Raw genomic sequence first — 21,263 nt, 5'->3', positions numbered from 1 at the left:
GAACTTGTTCTTGGAACTGTACTTGAAAACCCGTCAGCAAGACTGCAACCTGTTCTAGATCTGAACCGGACAAGGTTGGCAGCCACGGCGGAGGCGGTGCCATGACGGGCACGGAACATCTGATCATCGAGCAGCACGGCGCGACGCTGGTGGTGACGCTGAATCGTCCCGAAGCCAAGAACGCGTTCTCGCTTCCGATGCTGGTGGGACTCCACGACGCGTGGATCGAGGCGGACGCGGACGACGCGATCCGATCAATTGTGTTGACCGGTGCGGGCGGCGCTTTCTGCGCCGGAATGGACCTCAAAGCGCTTGCCGGCGGCGGCTTCGCCGAGGACGAGCCGTACCGCGCGCGGCTCGCCGCCGATCCCGATCTGCACTGGAAGGCGATGCTGCGCCACCACCGTCCGCGCAAGCCGGTCATCGCCGCCGTCGAGGGCGTCTGCGTCGCGGGCGGGACCGAAGTGCTGCAGGCGACCGACATCCGGGTGGCGGCGGAGTCCGCGAGCTTCGGGCTCTTCGAGGTCCGGCGCGGGCTCTTCCCGGTCGGCGGGTCCACAGTCCGGCTGGCCCGGCAGATCCCGCACACCCACGCGCTGGAGATGCTGCTGACCGGCCGCCGCTACAGCGCCGCCGAGGCGCGCGACATCGGCCTGGTCGGCAGCGTCGTCCCGGACGGTACGGCGCTCAAACGCGCGCTGGAGCTGGCCGAGGCCGTCAACGAGGCCGCGCCGCTCGCCGTCGAGGCGGTCAAGCGATCCGTCTACGAGACCGCTCCGATGAGTGAAGAAGAGGGCCTGAAACGGGAGTTGGAGCTCGGCTGGCCGATCTTCGCGACCGAGGACGCGAAGGAGGGCCCCCGCGCCTTCGCCGAGAAGCGCGCCCCCGTCTACCGCCGCCGGTGACGCAGACCCTCGGAACCCGGTACCAACCCACCCCCGACCCCCGGAAGAGGAACCGCCATGCCGCCCGAGGTGCTCAGCGCACCGCTGATCGTCGAGTTCCCGTTCACCCGCTCCACCGGCCCTGTGCTTGGAGCCTTCCTCACCGGGCTGCGCGAGCGCGTCGTCCTGGGCGTACGCGGCAGTGACGGCAGGGTGATCTGCCCGCCCGCCGAGTACGACCCGGTGACCGCCGAAGAGCTGACCCAGCTGGTGCCGCTGGGCCAGGTCGGCACCGTCACCACCTGGGCCTGGAACGCCAGTCCGCGCCCCTACCAGCCGCTGGACACCCCGTTCGCCTGGGTGCTCGTCCGCCTGGACGGCGCCGACACCGCCCTGCTGCACGCGCTGGACGCCCCGCGCGAGAGCGTGCGTACCGGTATGCGCGTGGCCGTCCGTTGGGCCGAGGAGCGCACCGGGGCCATCACCGACATCGCCTGCTTCGTGCCCGCGGCCGAGACCGCGGCCGAGACCGTGACCGCGACCGCGGCCGAGACCGTGACCGCGACCGCGGCCGAGACCGCGGTCGAGACACCGTCGGCTCCGGACACGGACGGCGCCGCGACGGAACCGGAGGGCTCCGCCATATGACCTCAGTCGTCGAACTCCTCGCGGGCATACCCGAACTGGCCGGTGCCGAGCCGGTGACCCGGGTGACGCTCCCCGCCCGCCTGGAGTACACCTACAGCCCCGGCACCGCGCAGACCCGGTTCCTCAACGCCCTGCGGGAGAAGCGCCTGCTGGCCGAACGCTGCCCGCGGTGCACCCGCGTCTACGTGCCGCCCCGAGGAGCCTGCCCGACCTGCGGCATCGCCACCTCCGAGCAGCTCGAACTGCCGCACACCGGCACCGTCACCACCTTCTGCATCGTCAACATCGCGGCGAAGGGCCTCGACGTCGAGGTGCCCTACTGCTACGCCTACGTGCTGCTCGACGGCGCCCACGTCGGCCTGCACGCGCGCATCGGCGACACCCCCTACGCCGAGGTCCGCATCGGACAGCGCGTCGAGGCGGTCTGGCGCGACCGACTCGGGCCCAGCCTCGCCAGCATCAGCCACTTCCGTCCCACGGGCGAACCGGACGCCGACCCCGAGAGCTACCGGAGGTGGATGTGAGCAGCGCCAGCAGCTCCGAGACCTCCCGCTCCTCCCGCTTCTCCCGTACGGCGCGGCGCGACGTCGCCCTCGTCGCCTTCGCCCAGAGCAACCACACGCGTCGCACCGACCAGCTGTCCGAGGTCGAGCTGGTAATGCCCGTCCTCCACGACGTACTCAAGCAGACGGGACTGACAGCCAACCAGATCGGCTTCACCTGCTCCGGCAGTAGCGACTACCTCGCCGGCCGCGCCTTCTCCTTCACCATGACGCTCGACGGCGTCGGCGCCTGGCCGCCGATCTCCGAGTCGCACGTGGAGATGGACGGCGCCTGGGCCCTCTACGAGGCCTGGGTGAAACTCCAGACCGGCGAGGCCGACACCGCACTCGTCTACTCCTACGGCAAGTCCAGCCCCGGCAGCGTCCGCGACGTGCTGACCCGTCAGCTCGACCCCTACACCCTCGCGCCGCTCTGGCCCGACACGGTCGCGCTCGCCGCACTCCAGGCCCAGGCGTTGCTGGACGCGGGTCTCACCGACGAGCGCGAACTGGCCACGACAGCGGTCCGTAGCCGCCGCGCCGCCGCGAGCAACCCGCACGCGCAGCTGCGCGACAGCGCCGACGAAGCCGAACTGCTCGGCCGCCCCTACGAGGTGGAGCCGCTGCGCCGGCACGACTGTCCGCCGATCAGCGACGGCGCGGCGGCGGTGATCCTGGCCGCGGGCGACACCGCCCGTGCCCTGCATGCCCGTCCCGCCTGGATCCGCGGCATCGACCACCGGATCGAGGCGCATCAGCCCGGCGTGCGCGACCTGACCGAGTCGCCGTCCACCAGGACCGCCGCCGTCGCCGCCGGGGCCTTCGACGCCCCGCTCGACGGCGCCGAGCTCCATGCGCCGTTCACCTCCCAGGAGGTGATCCTGCGGCGGGCGTTGGACCTCGGCGACGGCGTCCCGGTCAACGCGTCGGGCGGACCGCTGGCCGCCAACCCGATGATGGCGGCCGGACTGATCCGGATCGGTGAGGCCGCCGCCCGGATCCACCGCGGCGAGGCCCATCGGATGCTGGCGCACGCCACCTCCGGCCCCTGCCTGCAGCAGAACCTGGTGGCCGTCCTGGAGGGAACGCGATGACGACCGCACGTGGAGCGCGAGGTGGAGTGGCATGAGCAAGCAACCGGTCGCCGTCGTCGGTGTCGGCCAGACCAAGCACGTGGCGGCGCGTCAGGACGTCTCCATCGCGGGGTTGGTCCGAGAGGCCGCCGCCCGCGCCCTGACCGACGCCGAGTTGGGCTGGTCCGACATCGACGCGGTGGTCGTCGGCAAGGCCCCGGACTTCTTCGAGGGCGTGATGATGCCCGAGCTCTACCTCGCCGAGGCGCTCGGCGCGGTGGGCAAGCCCATGATGCGGGTGCACACCGCGGGCTCGGTCGGCGGTTCGACCGCACTGGTCGCCGCCAACCTGGTTGCCGCAGGGGTGCACGGCACGGTGCTCACGGTGGCGTTCGAGAAGCAGTCCGAGTCCAACGCGATGTGGGGCCTCTCGCTGCCGGTCCCGTTCCAGCAGCCGTTGACCGCCGGCGCGGGCGGCTTCTTCGCGCCCCACGTGCGCGCCTACATGCGCCGGACCGGCGCGCCGGACACCGTCGGCTCGCTGGTCGCGTACAAGGACCGCAGGAACGCGCTGAAGAACCCCTACGCGCACCTGCACGAACGTGATCTGACGCTGGAGAAGGTGCAGACGTCGCCGATGCTCTGGGATCCGATCCGCTACTCCGAGACCTGTCCCTCCTCGGACGGGGCATGCGCGTTGGTGCTCACCGGGGAGCGCGGTGCGGCCCGTGCGCCGCATGCGCCCGCCTGGCTCCACGGTGGCGCGATGCGCAGCGAGCCGACCATCTTCGCGGGCAAGGACTACGTCAGCCCGCAGGCCGGACGTGACTGCGCCGCCGACGTCTACCGTCAGGCCGGGATCGCTGACCCGCGACGGCAGATCGACGTGGTGGAGATGTACGTGCCGTTCTCTTGGTACGAGCCGATGTGGCTGGAGAACCTCGGCTTCGCCGAGCCCGGGGAGGGCTGGAAGCTGGTCGAAGCCGGAGTCACCGAGATGGACGGCGATCTGCCGGTCAACCCTTCGGGCGGGGTGCTCTCCTCCAACCCCATCGGCGCGTCCGGCATGCTCCGCTTCGCCGAGGCGGCGCTCCAGGTGAGCGGCCGGGCCGGCGAGCACCAGATCGGCGGCGCCCGGCGCGCGATGGGCCACGCCTACGGCGGCGGCGCGCAGTTCTTCTCGATGTGGTTGGTCGGCAGCGACAAACCGCAGCACTGACACCGCTTCTGACATCTGCTCGACATCGCGACGACGTCATCCGTACACCGTGCGGAGGGCGTTGCGACCCGCACGCGATACCACCGCGATCCGTCCCGTGTCACCCTCACGGGCGGATCGCGTCCAAGCACTCCACCCAGGGGTGTCGTGGAGATTACAGTGGGATCAACTGACGGCGGGAGGAGCACGACGTGGCAAGCGACGCATTCTTCGACGGCACTGCGAGGGCCGGCGTTCTCACTCAGCGGGGCCCATTCGGGGCAGGCGTTGAGGTAAAACCCCACCTGGACCTGAGCGGTGCCGAGTGGATGTCGAGCAGTCAGGGCATAGGGGACGTCCAGATCGCCTTCGTCGACGGCTTCATCGCGATGCGCGACCGCCGCAGCCCGGAGGGGCCGTCGCTGATCTTCACGCCGGCCGAGTGGAACGCCTTCGTCCTCGGCGCACGCGACGGCGAGTTCGACCTGACCTGAACGGCCACCCGGTCTGAGCAGCCGCCCGACCTGGTCATCTGCCCGACCTGAGTGGTCATCCGATCTGATGCGGGCGCCGCGTCGACCACCCCCACGGGGTCGACGCGGCGCCCAGCCCGCCAGCACACGCCCCCACGCGGTGCGAGGCGGGCCCGCCTGCCCCTGCCGGTCATGGCACGGCAGGCGAGTCCCACGGTTTTTTGATGGTTCCGGGTCGAAGCAAGATTGGTGGACGAGGAGGGCCGTCTTCAGGCGCACGGTCGATCCGGGGCTGATCCTTGGGTGAATCCTTGGAGTGATCGCCGGAGCTGCCGGACTTCTCTGGACTTCGATGTCTGCGAGGCGTCAACGGCTCGGGATGCAGCACCGACAGGCGGCCGACGCCACGCGAAGCAGGTCGATATGACCCCTGCTCACCAAACGCGAACGTCTCTGCATGTCGCCGACCGTAATCGGAACGTGATCGGCTCGTCAACCCGGAATCTCGTCTCCCGGAACGTGGTCCCAGGGATCGGAACGGAGCCGGAACGGGGCCAGAAGGGAATCCCGGGCCAGGCCACGCGTTCTCGACGTTCACGGACACGTACGATTGCCCCATGGCTTTCCTTCGCCGCCGCTCCGGCACCCCCGCAGGCCCGGATTTCGACGTTCTCGCGATGGACCCGGGCGACTGGCCTGGAGACCTCGGCGCCGTCCTGCTCAGTGACCCGGAGGACGGCACCTGCCAGGGCGTGGTGCTGCGCTACGACCTGATGGGCGGCCGTGGCCCGTCGATGCTGATCGGCAACCTGCGGCCGGGTTCCCCCGCCCGCGAGCCGGAGGACGGGGTCCCGTTCGAGGTGCGGCAGATGCTGGCGGCCGTCGGCAACGACGAGCCGGTCGGGGTGCTCGACACCGAGGACTTCCCGGTGATGCTGGACGACGCGCTGCTGATCGTGAAGAAGGTCAAGCTGACCGAGGGCCGTCTCGCCTGCGTGCAGTTCGGGCGGAGCGACGACATCCAGGTCACCGTGGTCACCTGGGACCGGCCGATCAGCGAGGACCTCTACAAGCTGCTCAAGCCGCTGCCCGCGGACATGTTCCAGGTCTGAGCCGAGTCGGACCGAGACCGTGACCCCGAACCGCACCCCCTCGAACGCGTCGTCCCCCGCGACCCCGTCACCCTCCTCGGCCCGGCGTGCTCCGTCGAGCTCCGGCGCGGCGCAGGCAGAGATGCTGGCCCGGGTGATGGCGGCGCTTCCGCGTGTCGTCGACCTGCTCGCCGCGCGAGCCGAGGAGCAGGACCGCGAGGCCGACTTCCCCTACCAGGGGATCGAGACCCTGCATGCGGCCGGACTGCTGACCGTGACGGTGGCGCAACGCCACGGCGGACCGGCGGCCGGCCTGGCGCAGACGGTCGGCCTGCTTGCCGCGCTTGGCAGCGGCGACCCGTCGGTGGCGCTGCTGGCAGCGGAAACCCTGCTCGTCCACGCAGCCGAGGACCGGTCGCCGCGCTGGCCGTCCGGCGCGTACCAGGCGCTGCTGGCGGAGTCGAAGCGCGGCCCGGCGCTCGCCGGGACGCTGCGCAGCCGCTCCGGCGTGCGTGCGGAGCGGACGGCGGACGGTTGGCAGCTGACGGGCCACGAGCCGTCCGTCCCCGGGGCCGAGGCGTTGCACTGGATGACGGTCGACGCATTCGTCACCGAAGCCGATGGCGACGCCACCGGCGACGACCGGGGCGAGGGCGCTGCAACGTTTCTACTGCCCGGCGATGCGCCAGGGCTGATCGTCGAACCGGGCACCGAGCAGTTCGGACTTCGCGCGCGGGCCGTCCAGGACGTCGGATTCGAGGACGTCATGCTCGATGAGGAAGCCCGACTGGCCGCACCGGGTCGGCGGGACGAGGCCGCGCGTCGCCTTGCGGTGGCGGCCGTCGCCGTGGGTGTCGCCTCCTCCGCGCGAGCCTGGCTGCGGCGGAGCATCAAGGAGTTGCCGCTGGCGGAGCTCGGCCGGCTGGAGGTCGAACTGGCCGAGTCCGAGGAGCTGTTGACCGCTCTCGCCCGCTCTCTCGACGCCTTGTCTCTCGACACCCGGTCTGTCGACGCCGAGGACCCGAACGGGGGCCGGAACGTCGGCACCCCCGACGCGACGCGTCGTGCGGCCCTGCTGGCGCCACGGGTGGCGGAGAGGGCGCTGGGAATCGTGCGCCACTGCGTCGATCTTTCCGGCACGCAGGGCCTGACCCGTGGCTGGCCCTTGGAGCGCCAGCTCCGGGATGCGGTGAGTCTGCGCGCGTTGCTGCCCCGGGAGGACGTCCTCCTCGCCGAAGCGGGTCGGTCACTTAGCTGACCTCGTCGGCCGCGTTGCGGCGGCCGGTCAGCCCGGGAGCTGCCGACCGACCCGTTCAGCGCGTTCCGACCGCGGCGCGGACCGCACGCCGTGCCAACGCGGCGTCCTCGTGCAGGCGTCGGATCAGGATGCGCTGCTCCTCGCTCGCGCCCGGCACGTCGTGGCGGCGCAGCTCCCGCATCAGCAGCAGGATCAGGTTGACCAGGAACGCGTCGCGCGGCAGCGTGCCACCGGCCTGGGCGACCTGGCTCAGCTGACGCCGCGCGCCCGTATCGCCTGACATGACCGTCCAGAGCACGGCCAGGTCGTAACCGGGCAGGTACCACCCGGACTGCTCCCAGTCGACCAGGACCGGGCCGGACGGGGCCAGCAGCACGTTGGTCAGCAGCGCGTCGCCATGGCAGAACTGCCAGGGCTGGTGGGCCAGTCCGTGCAGCAGCTGCTGCAGGTCGCTGGCGTCACGGTCGGTCAGCAGGCCCAGCGCGTGATAGCGGGCCACCTCACGCCCGTAGTCCAGCGGACGGTCGAAGACGTCCGTCGGCGGGCGCCACAGGTTGAGCGCGCGGACCGCGCCGACGATCGCCCGGACCTCGCCCGGCGTCGGTGCGTTGGAGGGGTGGCGCTCCCGCGCGGCCGGTCGGCCGGGGACACGCTCCATCAGCAGCACGCAGCGCTCGCTGTCGGCGGCGACCAGCTTGGGCTGGCGCGCCGGCGGACGGTGACGCACGAAGGCTCGGTAGGTGGCGATCTCACGCTGGAACTGGATCGTGCCCTCGACGTCATCGCCAGGCCGCGCCAGGCACTTCGCCACCACCGGGGTGCGGCCGGCGGTACCGGCGATCAGCACGTGTCGTCCGTCGCGAATCAGCTGGCGCGGGACGAAGGAGGGCGATATCCGCGCGATGTGGGCCAGCGCGGCGCGGACCTGCGGCGAGCGATCGGCCGGGTTCTCCGTGCGCGGCGCGGCGGCGGGCCGGGCCTGCGCCGGAACGGGGCGACGGAGTTGCTGGGCCGGGTGGGCCGGACGGGCCTGGAGTTGACCGCTGCCCTGCTCACGGCCGCGGGGGTCCAGCCCGATGGCGGGCCGACGCCGCAGTGGGCCCGGGACGGAGGGCTGCTGGGGGCGGGACACCGGGGCGGGAGAGAGAGCCTGTGAGTACATGAGGTGGGTCCTGGTCCCTTCGTGTGCCGGTGGCGGGCTGCCGCCGGTCGGCCGGGGGTGGGTCGACCGCTGGTGGGGTGGCGCGCTGCCGCCGAACGGGCCGGAACCCGGTCGGCGCACCCTGGGGAGTTGCGTCTCCCGGGCCAGCCCTGGCGCGTGGCGACTGCGCGCCACCCCATACGCCACACCCGTAACCCGGAGGTCCGGCCGGCGAACCGACCAGGTCGAGGTGGCGCGTCTCTACAACACACCGAGTCACCGGGAGCGTGGCAGCTAGCGAACCCTGGCGAACCCTGGCGAATGCTCGCCTGGCACATGACGGGTGGCTAGCCTCGAAAGCGCCGAGGAACCTGGGGGCTTGACGTGAACAGAGGGCCGAACACCCGACTCGCCGACCTTTTCGCCCTCACGGGTTGGTCCAAGGGCGAGTTGGCGCGGATGGTCAACCGCCGTGGGGCGGCGGCCGGTCAGCAGCAGCTGTCGACCGACACCTCACGGGTGCGCCGCTGGATCGAGCGCGGGGAGATCCCGCGTGATCCGGTGCCACGCATTCTCGCGGCTCTGTTCAGTGAGCAGCTCGGTCGAGTTGTCACGCCGGAGGACCTCGGCTTAGCACGGGAGCGGAACAACGGGCCGGGCGTGCGAGGAGGCACGCCCGACAGCTCGAGACCGTCACCAGGGCAGACGGCCGCGGTCCTCACCGAGTTCACGGGAATGGACCTCATGCTCAATCGACGCGGACTGATGGGAGCGAGCACCGCGCTCGCCGCGGGCGCCGTGATCGCCAACCCCATGTACGACTGGATGCGCTCGCCGGCCGCCACGCCGCCACCGGGTGACTCCGCCACGGTGGTGCGCAGCCCCTCGGCGCTGCCCGCGCTCGACTTCTACGAGGCGGGGCCTGTCGGCGAGGAGGAGGTCAAGGCACTGGAGGCCTCCGTCGAGGTGTTCCGCCAGTGGGACGCCTCACGTGGCGGCGGGTTGCAGCGCAAGGCGGTGGTCGGCCAGTTGAACGAGGTCGGCGGCATGCTGACCTACGATCACCCCGACTACCTGCGACGCCGGTTGTGGAGCGTCGCAGCCAACCTGGCCGTACTGGCCGGGTGGATGTCGCACGACGTCGGTCTGGAGCCGACGGCGCAGAAGTACTTCGTCATGGCCGTCCACGCCTCCCGCGAGTCCGAGGACCGGCCGCGGGCCAGCGAGGCCCTGGCGCGCGCGGCGCGTCAGATGGTCCACCTGGGCCGCCCCGGCGACGCACTGGACCTGATGCGGGTGGCGGACGCCGGGACGGACAGGGAGACTCTGCCGCGCACCCGCGCCATGCTGCGCACCGTCGAGGCCTGGGCGCACGCGTCTTTGGGCCACAGCCAGGCGACGCGTCGCACGCTGGGGGAGGCCGAGGACCTGTTCGCGCAGGACAAGGGCGATCCTGGCCCCAGTTGGCTGCAGTTCTTCGACCTTGCCGATCTGCACGGCATGCAGGCGCTCACCTATCGCACGCTGGCCGACCACGACCCCACCGCATCCCCGCTGGCGCAGCGCCACGCGCACCTGGCTCTCCAACTGCGTTCGGGCGGGCACGAGCGGTCGATGCTCTTCGACAACATCTCCATGGCATCCGCCTGCTACCTGGCGAACAAGCCCGACGAGGCACAGCGTTACGCGCAGCTCGCGCTCAGCGCCACCAGCGAGATGTCCTCGCACCGCACCTGGGACCGGCTGCGCCAGATGTACCGGCTGACCGCGCGCTACGAGAAGCTGCCCGCGGTCTCCGAGTTGCGGACGGAGATCTCCCAGGTCATGCCTCGCCCGGTCAAGCCGCAGATCGTCTAGCCGCAGCGGGAACGGCTCGGCCGGATGCCGATCCGGCCGTTCAGGCTGCGGTGCCGTTCACGCTGGTGTGCGGCCGAGGTCGCGTAGCGCCAGCCAGACGGCCTCGACATAACCGTCCGCGGCGAGTTGGGGCGCGCCCACGCAGTGGACCGACCGCACCGTGCCGTCGCCGAGTTGGAGCCGGAACTCGGCGTCTATCGGCTTGCCGTCGACCAGCGCGGCGGTGAGCAGCCCGGAGACCGTCCGGCGGTCCTCGGGGTGCAGCGCGCCCGGGAGTTGATCGAGGGTCAGCGGGCCCTCGTGCGGTGCCCGGGCGAAGATCCGGTACATCTCGGCGGACCAGTCCACCGCGTCGTGGACCAGGTCCCACTCCGCGTCGCCCAGCAGCGCGCCACCCTCGGCAGCCCCCGGCCCGCCCCCGTGCCCACTCGCGGGCCGGGCCACGGGCGCGTCGAGGGTGAGCGCGGCGGTGCACCGCTCCAGTTCAGCCAGGTGCGAACAGGCGTGCGCGAGCAGTGCCCGCTCGGAGCGGTCCCGGCAGTCGGCGATCGAGGCCTCCAGCTGTGCGCGGACCGCAGCCAGCTGCTGCGGAAGCGACGGGGGAGGGAGTTGGGGGTGCATGGCGTCCCACGGTTGCTTGGGGTGACCCGCTGACCGTCACGACTCTCGCACAGCGCGTTGCGACGGGGGGTGGCTTTCCGGGAAGTAGGACCAAGTTTTGCCTTTGGCATATGCCGCAAGATCGTGCCACCGTGGACACGCAGGCCTCGAGTCCACCGGTGAGCGTCCACGAACGATCTGGGTGACCTTGTCCGTGTGTGCGGAGAGTGCACACGGACGGTAAGATTCCGTGCTTCCGGCTGACGAGCCCGACGGCCGGTGACACAATCCACCCGCGGCCACCGTCGCGGACCCGAACCGACCCGGCCACCGCCGGGTGCACGAAATTCCATTGCCACCAGGACCGCCGCAACGGATGCTGACCTCATGTTCGAGCCCGCGATAGCGCCCAGCGCCTCCCTTCTCGGCCTGCTTCAGCGGGGCCGCGGGGACGGCACCCTGCACGCTCTGGCGGCCGAGCGTCACGAAGCGCTCGCCGCCCTGGACGAGTGCGTCACCAGAGACCCCCGCCGCGACTGGCAGGTCGAGAACCGCTCCCTGTACTACGCACGCCTCTACATGGAGCTGGAGGCGCCGCTGACCGGCCTGGAGGAGCACCTCTTCTGCGCCTGGGACACCCTCGACGAGTGCGAGTCACGCACCGGTTTGACCCTCGCCGTGCTGGGACGCCTGGTCGGCTACGGCCGCCGCGACGCGCTGCAGCTGCTGCACCGCTACGCCGCGCACGGCAGCAACTGGGCCTGGGCCCTGGACGAACTGGCCGTGCGGGAGACTGACGACGGCCTGCGCGCCCTCGCCGCCGCCGTGCTGGACCGCTTCCCCGAGGACCCCGAGGGCGACGCCGCTCTGCGCGCGGCCGTCCGTGATGCCTACGAGCCCAGGCCCTGGCACCTGTGGGCGGCCGACCATCCCCGCGTCGCCGCGGCCACCGAGCGGGCCCCCTTCGACCTGTGGCAGCGCCAGCTGGACCGCCCGGAGACGCCGGAGTGGAGCACCGCCGCCGTCCTCGCCTGGGCGGACGCGGGCAGCGGCGTTCCGAGCCAGAGGGCCGACGCCGGCCGCGGCGCTGATGACCGCGCCGAGGCCCGGGCCGCAGTCCGCCGCGCCGCCGCGGGCGCCCGGCTGCTCGCCGCCGTGGCCGGGCCGGCCGACGCGCCGCTGCTCCGCGACACCGCGCGGACCGCTGCGACCGGTGCACGCTGCGCGGCCCTGCGCCACCTGGCCGAGAACGACGACGTGTGCGCTCCCGAACTGATCGAGCTCGCCGCCGAGGACCTGTCGGAGCCGATCGCCGACTTCGCCCTGGACACCCTGGGTCGGATGCGCGGCGCGCGCATCCTCGTCCACGCCCGTGCCTGGGCCGCGCGACCTGCCGGTGGTCGTCTCGCCCGGACCGCTGCCAAACTCCTCGCGTGTGTGGGCGGCCCCGAGGACGCGCCACTCGTGGTCAACGCCCTGCACCAGCGGGTCTCGGACACGGGCGCGGACGGCGACGACCTGTGCGCCCTCGTCGAGGGCGTCGGCCGGCTGGAGGCCGGTCAGGCGGTGTCGGTGCTCCGGCACATCTACGCGGAGACGGTCTGTTCCCAGCTTCGCCTGAGCGCGGCACGCGGACTCGCCGTGATCGACCCCTACTTCGCGACCGGCGCGGCTGTCGAGTGCCTCTGGGACTGCGAGGAGGCCACCCGCGAGCTGGCCGCGCGGCACGTGCTCACCAAGGGCGACGGCCGGGTCCTCGACCGCCTGCGCCGCCTCGCCGCCGATCCCGGCGAGAAGGCCGAGGTCCACGCCGCCGTCCGGGGCCGCCTCAGCTCTGGCTGACGGCTGGGCCGGGGGCCGCGGGGCCGGACGCTGGTTGCGGCGTGCAGCGGGTGGTGGCCGGCGGGTGGCCAGCAGCGGACGGAGCGTGGCGAGCGGTAGTGGGCACGCGGCGGCGTGCCGGACCGTCCCCGGTGTCGGTCGCGCCACCCGGGCCCCAGCAATCCCGCAGCTCGTGGCGGTGCGTACGCGCAGCGAGAGAGGATTCGCGCGGCGTTCGCCGGTCGGTCAGATCGACGTGCCCCCCTGCACGCCGCGGCTCGGAATAACGCAGTCATGCGTGTCGTCCTCGTCACCGAGTCCTTCCCGCCCGACATCAACGGCGTCGCCCACTCCGTGCTCCGCACCGCGGAACACCTGATCCGGCGCGGCCACGAACCCCTCGTCATCACTCCCGCCCCGGCCGGTCCGGTCGGGGCGCCCGACCCCTGCCCGGTCGTCCGGGTCCCGGCGATCCCGCTGCCCGGGTACCCACAGGTCCGTATCGCCCTGCCCAGCCGCAAGCTGGAGCAGCTGATCGCCGGGCACCGGCCGGACGTGGTCCACCTGGCCAGCCCGTTCCTGCTCGGTGCGCGCGGCATGGCGGCGGCCGAGCGCCTCGGTCTGCCGACGGTCGCGGTCTACCAGACCGACATCGCCGGGTACGCGCGCGCCTACCGGGCGGGCAGCACGCTCGGCGAGGCGGCGGCCTGGCGGCGGCTGCGCACCGTCCACTGCGCCGCTGACCGGACCCTGGCCCCGTCCACCCCCGCCGCGCAGGACCTCACCGCACACGGCATCCCCCGGGTGCACCTGTGGCGGCGCGGCGTCGACTCGGTGCGGTTCCACCCGCGCCACCGCGACGAGGCGCTGCGACGGGAACTCGCCCCCGGCGGCGAGGTGCTGGTCGGCTACGTCGGCCGACTGGCCCCCGAGAAGCGTGTCGACCTGCTGGCGCAGACCGTGGCACTGCCCGGCGTCCGGGTCGTCGTCGTCGGCGACGGACCGAGCGAGCAGGCCCTGCGGCAGAGTCTGCCGGGAGCCGTCTTCCTCGGCCGCCGCACCGGCGACGAACTGGCCGCGCTCTACGCCTCGTTCGACGTCTTCGCGCACACCGGACCGATGGAGACCTTCTGCCAGACCATCCAGGAGGCCATGGCCAGTGGCATCCCGGTCGTCGGCCCGGCGGTCGGCGGACCGCTGGACCTGATCGCCCATCAGCGCACCGGCTTCCTGGTACCGCCGCGTGACGGAACGGCGGTGGCCCGGGCGGTCGAACAGCTGGCGGCCGATCCGGAGTTGCGCGCCCGCTTCGGCACGGCAGGCCGGGCCGAGGTCGAGTCGCGTACCTGGCAGTCCGTCGGTGACGAGCTGATCGAGCACTACCGGCACGTCATCGGCACTGCGGACACGTCGGGCACGTCGGGCACGACGGACACGACGGGTGCGGCGCGCACTGCGGGAACGTCGCGGCCCGTGTCCTATGTCGGCGCGGTCGGTCCTGCGGCGGACGCGGACACGACCGCGGAGCCCACGACACTGGAGCCCACGCCCGCCCCGCCCACGCCTGCCGCTCCTGCGGCGGCGTAGGGGGCGCGGCCATGGGACTCCGCATCGTCCGCGTCGCCAACTTCGTCACCCCCACCTCGGGCGGCCTGCGCACCGCGCTGCGCCGCCTGGGGGAGGGCTTCCTGGCGGCCGGACACCGACCCGTCCTGGTCGTTCCCGGCCCGGAGGCGTCCGATCAGGAGACCGAGCAGGGCCGGGTGATCACGTTGCCCGCCCCGCTCGTCCCCGGTATGGGCGGCTACCGGGTGCTGCGGGACCGCGCCCGGGTGGCAGACCTCCTGGCCCGGCTCCGCCCGGACCGGCTGGAGGTCTCCGACCGGACCACGCTGCGCTGGACCGGCCGTTGGGCACACGACCACGGCGTCCCCTCCGCGATGGTCTCCCACGAGAGTCTCGACGGCGTGCTGCGGGTCTGGGGCGTGCCCGGCCCGGTGGCGAGCCGCGCCGCGGACCGACTCAACGCACGCAGCGCCCGCGCCTATACCCGGATCATCTGCACCACGGACTGGGCCGCGGCCGAGTTCCGTCGCATCGGTACACCCAACCTCGTCCTGGCGCCGCTCGGCGTCGATCTGACGATACGTCACCCCGGCTGCCACGACCCGGCGCTGCGCGCCTCATGGGCGCGGCCCGGGGAGATCCTGCTGGTCCTCTGCTCCCGTCTCTCCCCGGAGAAGCGCCCCGAGCGGGCGCTCGACGCCCTGGCCGAGCTGCGCAGTCGAGGCGTGCCCGCCGTCCTGGTCGTGGCGGGCGACGGGCCGCTGCGGGCCCGGATGGCCGCCCGCATCGAACGGGACGGGCTGCCCGCCCGAATGCTCGGCCATGTCGCCTCTGCCGAACGCCTCTCCGCCGTCCTCGCCACCGCCGACGTCGCCCTCGCCCCGGGGCCGGTCGAGACCTTCGGCCTCGCCGCACTCGAAGCCCTGGCCTCCGGCACCCCGGTCGTGGCCAGTGCCTCCTCCGCCCTGCCTCCCATCCTCGGCCCGGCGGGCCTCCCGGCGGCGGACACCGGCGCAGCCTTCGCCGATGCCGTCCAGCGGCTGCTGGACCGACCGGAGAACCGACGCCGTGCCGTTGCTCGGGCGCGGGCCGAGCAGTTCGGCTGGTCGACCGCGGTCGACGCCTTCCTCGCTGCTCACGAGGTCCCCTCCAGTGAGCCTGCACCGGCGCCCACGAGCCTGGCTGCGACGGCCGCGCCCTTCGCCGCCGATCTCGTCCCACCACCCGCAGTCCCACCCTGCGCACCTCCGGAAGGAGCCCCGCGATGACCCCACTTCGTGTCTCCGCACTCGGCGACTCCCTCACCGAGGGGCTCGGCGATCCCGTCCCCGGCGGCTGGCGCGGCTGGGCGGCACTGCTGGCCGACAGCCTCACCGCCGAGCCGGAGGGCCCCGACGGCGTCGCCTTCGTCAACCACGCCACCAGCGGCGCGCAGACCGCCGACGTGCTGCGCCGTCAGCTCCCCGAGGCCCGGGCCCGACGGCCGCACCTCGCCGCCGTGCTGGTCGGCGTGAACGACACGCTACGGGCCACCTATGACATCCATGCCGTCGCCCGGCACCTCGACACCGCCTTCGGCAGCCTGGTCGAGGACGGGACGGTGCTGCTGACCGCCTGCCTGCCCGACCCCGGACGCATGCTCGGGCTGCCCACCGCACTGGCCCGCCCGCTCGGTCGGCGGATGGCGAGCGTGAACACCGTCGTCCATGCGCTGTCGGACCGCTACGAGGCCGTCCACGTGTGCGTGGCCGACCACGACTGGATCCACGACCCGGCCATGTGGTCCGTGGACCGGCTGCACCCGAGCGAGAGCGGGCACCGGGCTCTGGCCCGGGCGTTCCACCACGAACTCGCCGAGCGCGGCGTGCCCGTTGGACCCGCCCCCGACCTCGACACGGACGGCATCGCCCCGAGCCGGACCGCCCAGATCCTCTGGATGGCGACCATGGGCACGCGTTGGGTGCTCGACCGCTGCACCGATCTGCTGCCCGACCTGCTCCGGCTCGCCGCGGCCGAGCGCCGCGACAGCCGTGGCGGCGACCTGCTCGACCACGACGCCGCCGAGCAGACCGCCGCAGCACTGCGCGCCCTGCCCTGCCCGATGCTCTACCCGACGCCGTACTCGACGCAGCGTCAGCCCGTCGCCGTTCTGCCGACCACCGTTCAGCCCATCGCCGTCGAGTCCATCGGCGTTCAGCCCAGCGTGGCCGCGCGGACGCAGAGCACGGTGGGCAGATGCTCGTGGAGCAGCGCCCAGGTCTCGCCCTCGTCGGCGCTGCCGTAGACCTCGCCGTTCTTGTTGCCGAAGTAGATGCCGGCCGGCTCGCCCTGGTCGGTGGTGAGCGCGTCGCGCAGCACGATGCCGAAGTGCTCGCCCTGCGGCAGGCCCTTCTCCAGCGCCTGCCAGGTCTCGCCCGCGTCGTCGGTGCGGTAGACCCGGCAGCGGTGCTCGGGGGCGAGCCGCTCGTAGTCCGCCACCAGCGGGAACACGTACGCGGTGTCGCCCCGGTGCGGGTGGGCGACCACGGGGAAGCCGAAGTCGGCGGGCAGGCCCGCGTCGATGCGTTTCCACAGCGCGCCGCCGTCGTCGCTGCGGTAGACGCCGCCGTGGTTCTGCAGGTAGAGCCGGTCCGGGTCGACCGCGTCCGTCGAGATCTTGTGCACGCACTGGCCGAACTCGGGCAGCCGGTTCTCCTCCGGGAAGAAGCGTGCCTCGATCCCGGTGTTCGCGGGCTCCCAGCTCGCGCCCGTGTCGGCGGAGCGGTAGACACCGCCGGAGGAGACCGCGATCGTCAACCGTGCCGGGTCGCGCGGATCGAGGATGATCGTGTGCAGGCCCTGGCCGCCGAAGCCCGCGCCCCACTGCTCCCGCTGCGGATGCCGCCACAGGGCCTCGACCAGGGCGAACGACGTGCCGCCGTCCTCGGAGCGGAACAGCGCGGCGGGCTCCGTGCCCGCGTAGACGACGCCCGGCTCGTCCGGCCCGGCGGGCTGCAGCTGCCAGGCCCGGACCAGCGAGGCTCCTGTGCTCTCGGGGAACCCGATGGCCGGCCTGGCCGGCTCCTGCCAGGTGGCGCCGAAGTCGTCGGAGGTGAAGACGGACGGGCCCCAGTGGCTGGAGTCGGCGCCGACCAGGATCCGTGGTGTGTCGCCGCGCAGATCGAAGGCGACTGAGTAGACGCCCTCCATCAGGAAGTGGGGGCCCGTCCACTCCCACGACCGACGGTCCTTGCTCCGGGCCAGGAAAAGGCCCTTCGCCGTGCCCACGGCGAGCAGCGTTCCGGCCGTACCGCCAACCATGCCGACCACCTCCGTACTGAGGCTGAACTCATGCTGATTTCTTCGGACGGTTGCAGTCTGGACCCGTTACGGCCCGAAGTCCCGCGCAACACAAATCGAACCCACGAACGAGTGAGCGCGCGTATCCTGCCGCGCGCTGGTAGCCCCTCAGCGCAGCGGGCCGGAGACCGGGACGAAGCGGACCGGCGCGCCCGGAACGGCCTGGGCCGCGGCAGCCAGATCGGCCTCCGGGACCACGCCGATCACCGGATAGCCGCCCGTGGTGGGGTGGTCGGCGAGGAACACCACCGGCATCCCGTCCGGCGGCACCTGCACCGCGCCCAGCACCATGCCCTCGCTCGGCAACTCGCTCAGACCCTGCCCTGGCGCGTGCCGCCTGACCAGGGCGGGCCCGTCCGTCAGCCGGAGCCCGACCCGGTTGCTCTGCGGCGACACCCGGTACCGGGCAGCGGCCAGCACGCGCAGCGCGTCCGCGTCGAACCAGTCCCGGCGCGGGCCCGGCGAGAGCCGCAGCACCACCTCGTCCCGGTCGGTCGGCGCGGAGAGCGGCAGCCAGTCCACGGACGGCGGCCCGTCCCCGGCCGGGGCGGCCGGGCCGAGCGGCAGGACCGCACCGGCGGCGAGCGGCTCCGGGCCGAGCCCGGAGAGCAGGTCCGTGGACCGGCTCCCCAGCACCGGGGCCACGGCGAAACCGCCGTCCATCGCGAGGTAGCACCGCAACCCGGTCGTCACCGTGCGCACCTCGATCAGCTCCCCGGCGCGGACCCGGGCCGCCGCGCCCCACGCCGCCGTCCGACCGCCGACCCGGACCGGCGCGGGCGCGCCCGTGACCGCGACCCAGGCGTCGGCCTCGGCCCGCAAGGCGATCCCGCCCAGCGTCGCCTCGACCACGGCCGCGTCCGCAGGGTTGCCCACCAGCGCGTTCGCCCGCGCCGCCGCCGGCCGGTCCAGCGCACCCGCGTGCGGCACGCCGAGCGCCGCCACTCCGGGGCGGCCCTCGTCCTGCACCGTCGCCAACGGCCCCGGCCGCACGACGGTGACCGCGCGGGCCGAGCCCGGAACGACCGCTTCGGGCGACTTAGCAGCCGACCCTCCGGCCATGGATCCGGCCGACTCGGCGCTCGCCCGGACCGCCGTGAACCGTACGCGCGTTCCCGGCGCCAGCAGCGCGGCCGGATCACGCGACGGGTCCCACAGCGGCAGCGTCGTCCGTCCGATCAGCTGCCATCCGCCCGGCGAAGGCCCCGGGTACACCCCGGTGTACGCGCCGCCCAGTGCCACCGAACCCGCCGGAACCCGCGTCCGCGGCGTGGCCCGACGGGGCACCGCCAGCCGTTCCGGCAGCCCCGTCAGATACGCGAACCCGGGTGCGAACCCGCAGAAGGCCACCCGGAACTCGCACGCCGCATGCAGGCGCGTCGCCTCCCCGGTCGGCACGCCCCACAGCGCCGCGACGTCGGTCAGGTCCTCGCCGTCGTAGACGGTCGGGACCTCCACCAGCGGCCCCTCGCCGACCGGCAGCGCATGCGGCTGCCAGCCGCCCAGCCACCGGGCCAGGGCGCGCACCTGCCCCGCGTCGGCCAGACCGTCGACGAGCACCGTCCGTGCCGCAGGGACCAACTCGGCACCTGCGTTCAGGCTGCCTGCCTGCTGACGTTCCGTCAGATCAGCCAACAGCGCGGCGACCTGCTCGTCCGAACCCACCTCGGCGAGCAGCGCCCGCAGTCCCATCGGGCGGACCGTCACCGCCATCCTCTGCACTCCGTCCCCGATATCCGGCCTCCTCGCCTCACTGACGGGTTCACGCAAAGGCCTGGATCCGCACGCCCGCAGCCTCCAAAGCCGCACGGACCCGCACCGCGAGCGCCGCCGCGCCCGGGGTGTCACCGTGCAGGCACAGTGAAGCAGCCGCCACTGACAGTCGCGTCCCGTCGAGCGCGACGACTTCACCGCCTGAAGCGATCGACAGCGCCTGCGCGACTACGGCGTCCGCTCCCTGCAGCACCGCGCCGGGCTCGCCGCGCGGCACCAGTGTGCCCTCGGGTGTGTAGGCGCGGTCGGCGAAGGCCTCGGCCACCGTCGGCAGGCCCGCGTCGGCCGCGGCGCGGAGCAACGCCGAATCCGGCAGGCCCAGCAGCGGCAGCTCGCGCCCGAAGGCCCGGGCGAAGCCGGTGACCGCGTCCGCCACGGCGCCCGCCTGCGCCACGTCGTGCACGGCGCGGTTGTAGAGCGCGCCGTGCGGCTTCACGTAGGCGACAGCCGCCCCGGCCTGCCGGGCGAAGACCTCCAACGCGCCGATCTGGTACAGCAGTTCGTCCGCCAGCTCGGCTCGCGGCACGTCCATGGCGCGCCGCCCGAAGCCCGCCAGGTCCCGGTAGGAGACCTGCGCCCCGATCCGCACCCCCCGCTCGGCGGCCTGCTCGCAGACCCGGCGCATGGTGACCGGGTCGCCCGCATGAAAGCCACAGGCGACGTTGGCGCTGGTCACCACCCGTAGTAGCGCCTCGTCGTCGGTCAGCGTCCAGCGGCCGAAACCCTCGCCCAGGTCGGCGTTGAGATCCATGATCAGCGCACCTCCTGCGGCGATCGTATGCCGCTCCGCCGCCGCTTCGGGGCAGCTCCGGAGCAGCGGCGCCGTGGAGGCGGTGCAACGGCGGCGCGGTGGCCGGTGACATGTCGACAGAGAAGACAGAGAAGACAGAGACATCGACATGGCGACACGGCCGTGGGTCGGCGGCATCATCCCCGCTGTCGCGGCGGTTCGCCGAGTGAGGCGGGTCCATCCGGCAAAGATCACCCGCGCGGACGATCTCCAACAGCCGTGTGCGAACAGTCGATCTACGCTCCCGATGTATGCCGTGTCCCACGCACGGCCCCAGCGACCCAGACCCGAAGTGACCAGACCCGTAGTGACCCAGACCTTTCCCGAAGGCATTCCCACAAGGAGGCACCGATGGGAAACACACGCATCTTCCTCGCCGAGGCTCTCGGTACGGCGATTCTGATCATCGGCGGCGTGGGAACCGCCGTGTTCGACGCCGACCGGGCCGGGGTGCTCGGCGTGGCCCTCGCCTTCGGCATCAGCCTGGCGGTCGCCGCATACCTGATCGGGCCGATCTCCGGCTGCCACATCAATCCGGCGATCACGGCGGCCATGGCCGTGGTCCGCAAGACGCCCGGCCGACTGGTGCCGTACTACCTCGGCGGTCAGATCGTCGGCGGCCTCTTCGGTGCCCTGCTGATCTGGGCCGTAGCCCAGGGCCGCCCCGGCTTCACAGCGGTGGGCGTCGACGGCAAACCGACCGTCGTCTCCGTGAGCGAGGCCGGTTTCGCCTCGAACGGTTACGGCATCCACTCGCCGGACCACTACAACCTCGGTGCGGTCATCCTGGCCGAGATCGTTGCCACCGCGGTCTTCGCCGTGGTCGTGCTCGGCACGACGGCCAAGGGTTTCCCGGTGCCGATGGGCGGACTGGTCGCGGGCGTCGGGCTGGTGCTGGTGCACCTGGTGACCATCCCGGTCAGCAACACCTCGGTGAACCCGGTGCGTTCACTGGCAACGGCGATCTTCCAGCACGGTTGGGCGCTGAGTCAGCTCTGGGTCTTCCTCGTCTTCCCGCTGGTCGGCGGCGCACTCGCCGGCCTCGGCTGGCTCGCCCTCGGGCAGGCGCAGACGGCCGCGGCCGTCACCGCCGACTCGGAACTGGCCACTGCCTCGGCCGGGGGAGACTAGGACGACCCTACGGAAATCCGGGACACGGGGGCCTGCGTGAGGAAGAGTGCGAGGAAGTCGGTCACGCCACCGCGTTCG

At 72.7% G+C, this 21,263-nt stretch carries 18 protein-coding genes and 1 pseudogene; 13 read left to right on the top strand and 6 right to left on the bottom strand.

Annotated features, from left to right (window positions below):
* Positions 1-101: 101 nt before the first annotated feature.
* From ABH940_RS14895 to ABH940_RS14875, 5 genes and pseudogenes are all read left to right on the top strand, one after another.
* Complete coding sequence (locus ABH940_RS14895) at positions 102-905, top strand: crotonase/enoyl-CoA hydratase family protein (RefSeq protein WP_370068017.1); 804 nt, start codon at positions 102-104, stop codon at positions 903-905.
* 57 nt (positions 906-962) lie between these two features.
* Positions 963-2,056, top strand: a pseudogene (locus tag ABH940_RS14890) (Zn-ribbon domain-containing OB-fold protein).
* Positions 2,053-3,168 (top strand): thiolase domain-containing protein, encoded by a 1,116-nt coding sequence (locus tag ABH940_RS14885; protein ID WP_370068015.1) that lies wholly within the window; start codon positions 2,053-2,055, stop codon positions 3,166-3,168. Before ABH940_RS14890 ends, ABH940_RS14885 begins: the two are co-directional and overlap by 4 nt.
* Positions 3,169-3,199: 31 nt before the next feature.
* Positions 3,200-4,366 carry a thiolase domain-containing protein gene (locus tag ABH940_RS14880; protein ID WP_370105432.1) on the top strand — a complete coding sequence of 389 codons (1,167 nt, stop codon included), beginning with the start codon at positions 3,200-3,202 and terminating at the stop codon, positions 4,364-4,366.
* Between the two features lie 284 nt (positions 4,367-4,650).
* Positions 4,651-4,839 carry a DUF397 domain-containing protein gene (locus tag ABH940_RS14875; protein ID WP_370068327.1) on the top strand — a complete coding sequence of 63 codons (189 nt, stop codon included), beginning with the start codon at positions 4,651-4,653 and terminating at the stop codon, positions 4,837-4,839.
* Positions 4,840-5,184: 345 nt separating this feature from the next.
* Here ABH940_RS14875 and ABH940_RS14870 read toward each other — a convergent pair whose 3' ends face one another.
* Positions 5,185-5,277 carry a putative leader peptide gene (locus ABH940_RS14870; RefSeq protein WP_370068011.1) on the bottom strand — a complete coding sequence of 31 codons (93 nt, stop codon included), beginning with the start codon at positions 5,275-5,277 and terminating at the stop codon, positions 5,185-5,187.
* Positions 5,278-5,435: 158 nt separating this feature from the next.
* Here ABH940_RS14870 and ABH940_RS14865 point away from each other — a divergent pair, with 158 nt between their 5' ends.
* Both ABH940_RS14865 and ABH940_RS14860 read left to right on the top strand, forming a co-directional pair.
* Positions 5,436-5,930 (top strand): hypothetical protein, encoded by a 495-nt coding sequence (locus ABH940_RS14865; protein ID WP_370068009.1) that lies wholly within the window; start codon positions 5,436-5,438, stop codon positions 5,928-5,930.
* Positions 5,931-5,949: 19 nt separating this feature from the next.
* Positions 5,950-7,167 carry an acyl-CoA dehydrogenase family protein gene (locus tag ABH940_RS14860; protein WP_370068007.1) on the top strand — a complete coding sequence of 406 codons (1,218 nt, stop codon included), beginning with the start codon at positions 5,950-5,952 and terminating at the stop codon, positions 7,165-7,167.
* A 55-nt stretch (positions 7,168-7,222) separates the two neighbouring features.
* Here ABH940_RS14860 and ABH940_RS14855 read toward each other — a convergent pair whose 3' ends face one another.
* Positions 7,223-8,329, bottom strand: coding sequence for an aminoglycoside phosphotransferase family protein (locus tag ABH940_RS14855; protein WP_370068005.1), 1,107 nt, complete (start codon positions 8,327-8,329; stop codon positions 7,223-7,225).
* Between the two features lie 363 nt (positions 8,330-8,692).
* Here ABH940_RS14855 and ABH940_RS14850 point away from each other — a divergent pair, with 363 nt between their 5' ends.
* Positions 8,693-10,165: a hypothetical protein gene (locus tag ABH940_RS14850; RefSeq protein WP_370068003.1), complete on the top strand. Its 1,473-nt coding sequence runs from the start codon at positions 8,693-8,695 to the stop codon at positions 10,163-10,165.
* A 57-nt stretch (positions 10,166-10,222) separates the two neighbouring features.
* Here ABH940_RS14850 and ABH940_RS14845 read toward each other — a convergent pair whose 3' ends face one another.
* Positions 10,223-10,786, bottom strand: coding sequence for a PAS domain-containing protein (locus ABH940_RS14845; RefSeq protein WP_370068000.1), 564 nt, complete (start codon positions 10,784-10,786; stop codon positions 10,223-10,225).
* A 366-nt stretch (positions 10,787-11,152) separates the two neighbouring features.
* Between ABH940_RS14845 and ABH940_RS14840 the strand changes: the two genes are divergently transcribed.
* From ABH940_RS14840 to ABH940_RS14825, 4 genes are all read left to right on the top strand, one after another.
* Positions 11,153-12,607: a HEAT repeat domain-containing protein gene (locus tag ABH940_RS14840; protein WP_370067998.1), complete on the top strand. Its 1,455-nt coding sequence runs from the start codon at positions 11,153-11,155 to the stop codon at positions 12,605-12,607.
* 273 nt (positions 12,608-12,880) lie between these two features.
* Entirely contained in the window at positions 12,881-14,173 is a 1,293-nt protein-coding gene (locus ABH940_RS14835) for a glycosyltransferase family 4 protein (RefSeq protein WP_370067996.1), read from the top strand.
* A gap of 11 nt (positions 14,174-14,184) precedes the next feature.
* The gene (locus tag ABH940_RS14830; protein ID WP_370067994.1) at positions 14,185-15,420 is read left to right on the top strand and encodes a glycosyltransferase; all 1,236 of its coding nucleotides are present in this window, start codon (positions 14,185-14,187) and stop codon (positions 15,418-15,420) included.
* Complete coding sequence (locus ABH940_RS14825; RefSeq protein WP_370067992.1) at positions 15,417-16,436, top strand: SGNH/GDSL hydrolase family protein; 1,020 nt, start codon at positions 15,417-15,419, stop codon at positions 16,434-16,436. The genes ABH940_RS14830 and ABH940_RS14825 overlap by 4 nt, the downstream gene beginning before the upstream one ends.
* Here the strand turns inward: ABH940_RS14825 and ABH940_RS14820 are convergent.
* From ABH940_RS14820 to ABH940_RS14810, 3 genes are all read right to left on the bottom strand, one after another.
* Complete coding sequence (locus tag ABH940_RS14820) at positions 16,346-17,452, bottom strand: WD40/YVTN/BNR-like repeat-containing protein (protein WP_370067990.1); 1,107 nt, start codon at positions 17,450-17,452, stop codon at positions 16,346-16,348. The two genes, ABH940_RS14825 and ABH940_RS14820, sit on opposite strands and share 91 nt — an antisense overlap.
* Before the next feature lie 147 nt (positions 17,453-17,599).
* Positions 17,600-19,183 carry a 5-oxoprolinase/urea amidolyase family protein gene (locus ABH940_RS14815; protein WP_370068325.1) on the bottom strand — a complete coding sequence of 528 codons (1,584 nt, stop codon included), beginning with the start codon at positions 19,181-19,183 and terminating at the stop codon, positions 17,600-17,602.
* 70 nt (positions 19,184-19,253) lie between these two features.
* Positions 19,254-20,015 carry a LamB/YcsF family protein gene (locus ABH940_RS14810; RefSeq protein WP_370067988.1) on the bottom strand — a complete coding sequence of 254 codons (762 nt, stop codon included), beginning with the start codon at positions 20,013-20,015 and terminating at the stop codon, positions 19,254-19,256.
* Positions 20,016-20,405: 390 nt separating this feature from the next.
* On the opposite strand from ABH940_RS14810, the gene ABH940_RS14805 reads away from it, so the two are divergent.
* Entirely contained in the window at positions 20,406-21,185 is a 780-nt protein-coding gene (locus ABH940_RS14805) for an aquaporin (protein ID WP_370067986.1), read from the top strand.
* The last annotated feature ends 78 nt before the right edge of the window (positions 21,186-21,263 follow it).

The organism is Streptacidiphilus sp. BW17, from assembly GCF_041262485.1.
Lineage (GTDB): Bacteria > Actinomycetota > Actinomycetes > Streptomycetales > Streptomycetaceae > Streptacidiphilus.
The sequence above is the reverse complement of the archived record's forward strand: the minus strand, read 5'-3'. Positions and strand labels throughout refer to the sequence as shown.

Coding starts and splice junctions, on each gene's coding strand:
- ABH940_RS14835 (WP_370067996.1), top strand. CDS start 12,881: ATGCGTGTCGTCCTCGTCACCGAGTCCTTCCCGCCCGACATCAACGGC.
- ABH940_RS14820 (WP_370067990.1), bottom strand. CDS start 17,452: ATGGTTGGCGGTACGGCCGGAACGCTGCTCGCCGTGGGCACGGCGAAG.
- ABH940_RS14805 (WP_370067986.1), top strand. CDS start 20,406: ATGGGAAACACACGCATCTTCCTCGCCGAGGCTCTCGGTACGGCGATT.
- ABH940_RS14830 (WP_370067994.1), top strand. CDS start 14,185: ATGGGACTCCGCATCGTCCGCGTCGCCAACTTCGTCACCCCCACCTCG.
- ABH940_RS14825 (WP_370067992.1), top strand. CDS start 15,417: ATGACCCCACTTCGTGTCTCCGCACTCGGCGACTCCCTCACCGAGGGG.
- ABH940_RS14810 (WP_370067988.1), bottom strand. CDS start 20,015: ATGGATCTCAACGCCGACCTGGGCGAGGGTTTCGGCCGCTGGACGCTG.
- ABH940_RS14845 (WP_370068000.1), bottom strand. CDS start 10,786: ATGCACCCCCAACTCCCTCCCCCGTCGCTTCCGCAGCAGCTGGCTGCG.
- ABH940_RS14865 (WP_370068009.1), top strand. CDS start 5,436: ATGGCTTTCCTTCGCCGCCGCTCCGGCACCCCCGCAGGCCCGGATTTC.
- ABH940_RS14870 (WP_370068011.1), bottom strand. CDS start 5,277: ATGCAGAGACGTTCGCGTTTGGTGAGCAGGGGTCATATCGACCTGCTT.
- ABH940_RS14840 (WP_370067998.1), top strand. CDS start 11,153: ATGTTCGAGCCCGCGATAGCGCCCAGCGCCTCCCTTCTCGGCCTGCTT.
- ABH940_RS14880 (WP_370105432.1), top strand. CDS start 3,200: ATGAGCAAGCAACCGGTCGCCGTCGTCGGTGTCGGCCAGACCAAGCAC.
- ABH940_RS14815 (WP_370068325.1), bottom strand. CDS start 19,183: ATGGGACTGCGGGCGCTGCTCGCCGAGGTGGGTTCGGACGAGCAGGTC.
- ABH940_RS14855 (WP_370068005.1), bottom strand. CDS start 8,329: ATGTACTCACAGGCTCTCTCTCCCGCCCCGGTGTCCCGCCCCCAGCAG.
- ABH940_RS14895 (WP_370068017.1), top strand. CDS start 102: ATGACGGGCACGGAACATCTGATCATCGAGCAGCACGGCGCGACGCTG.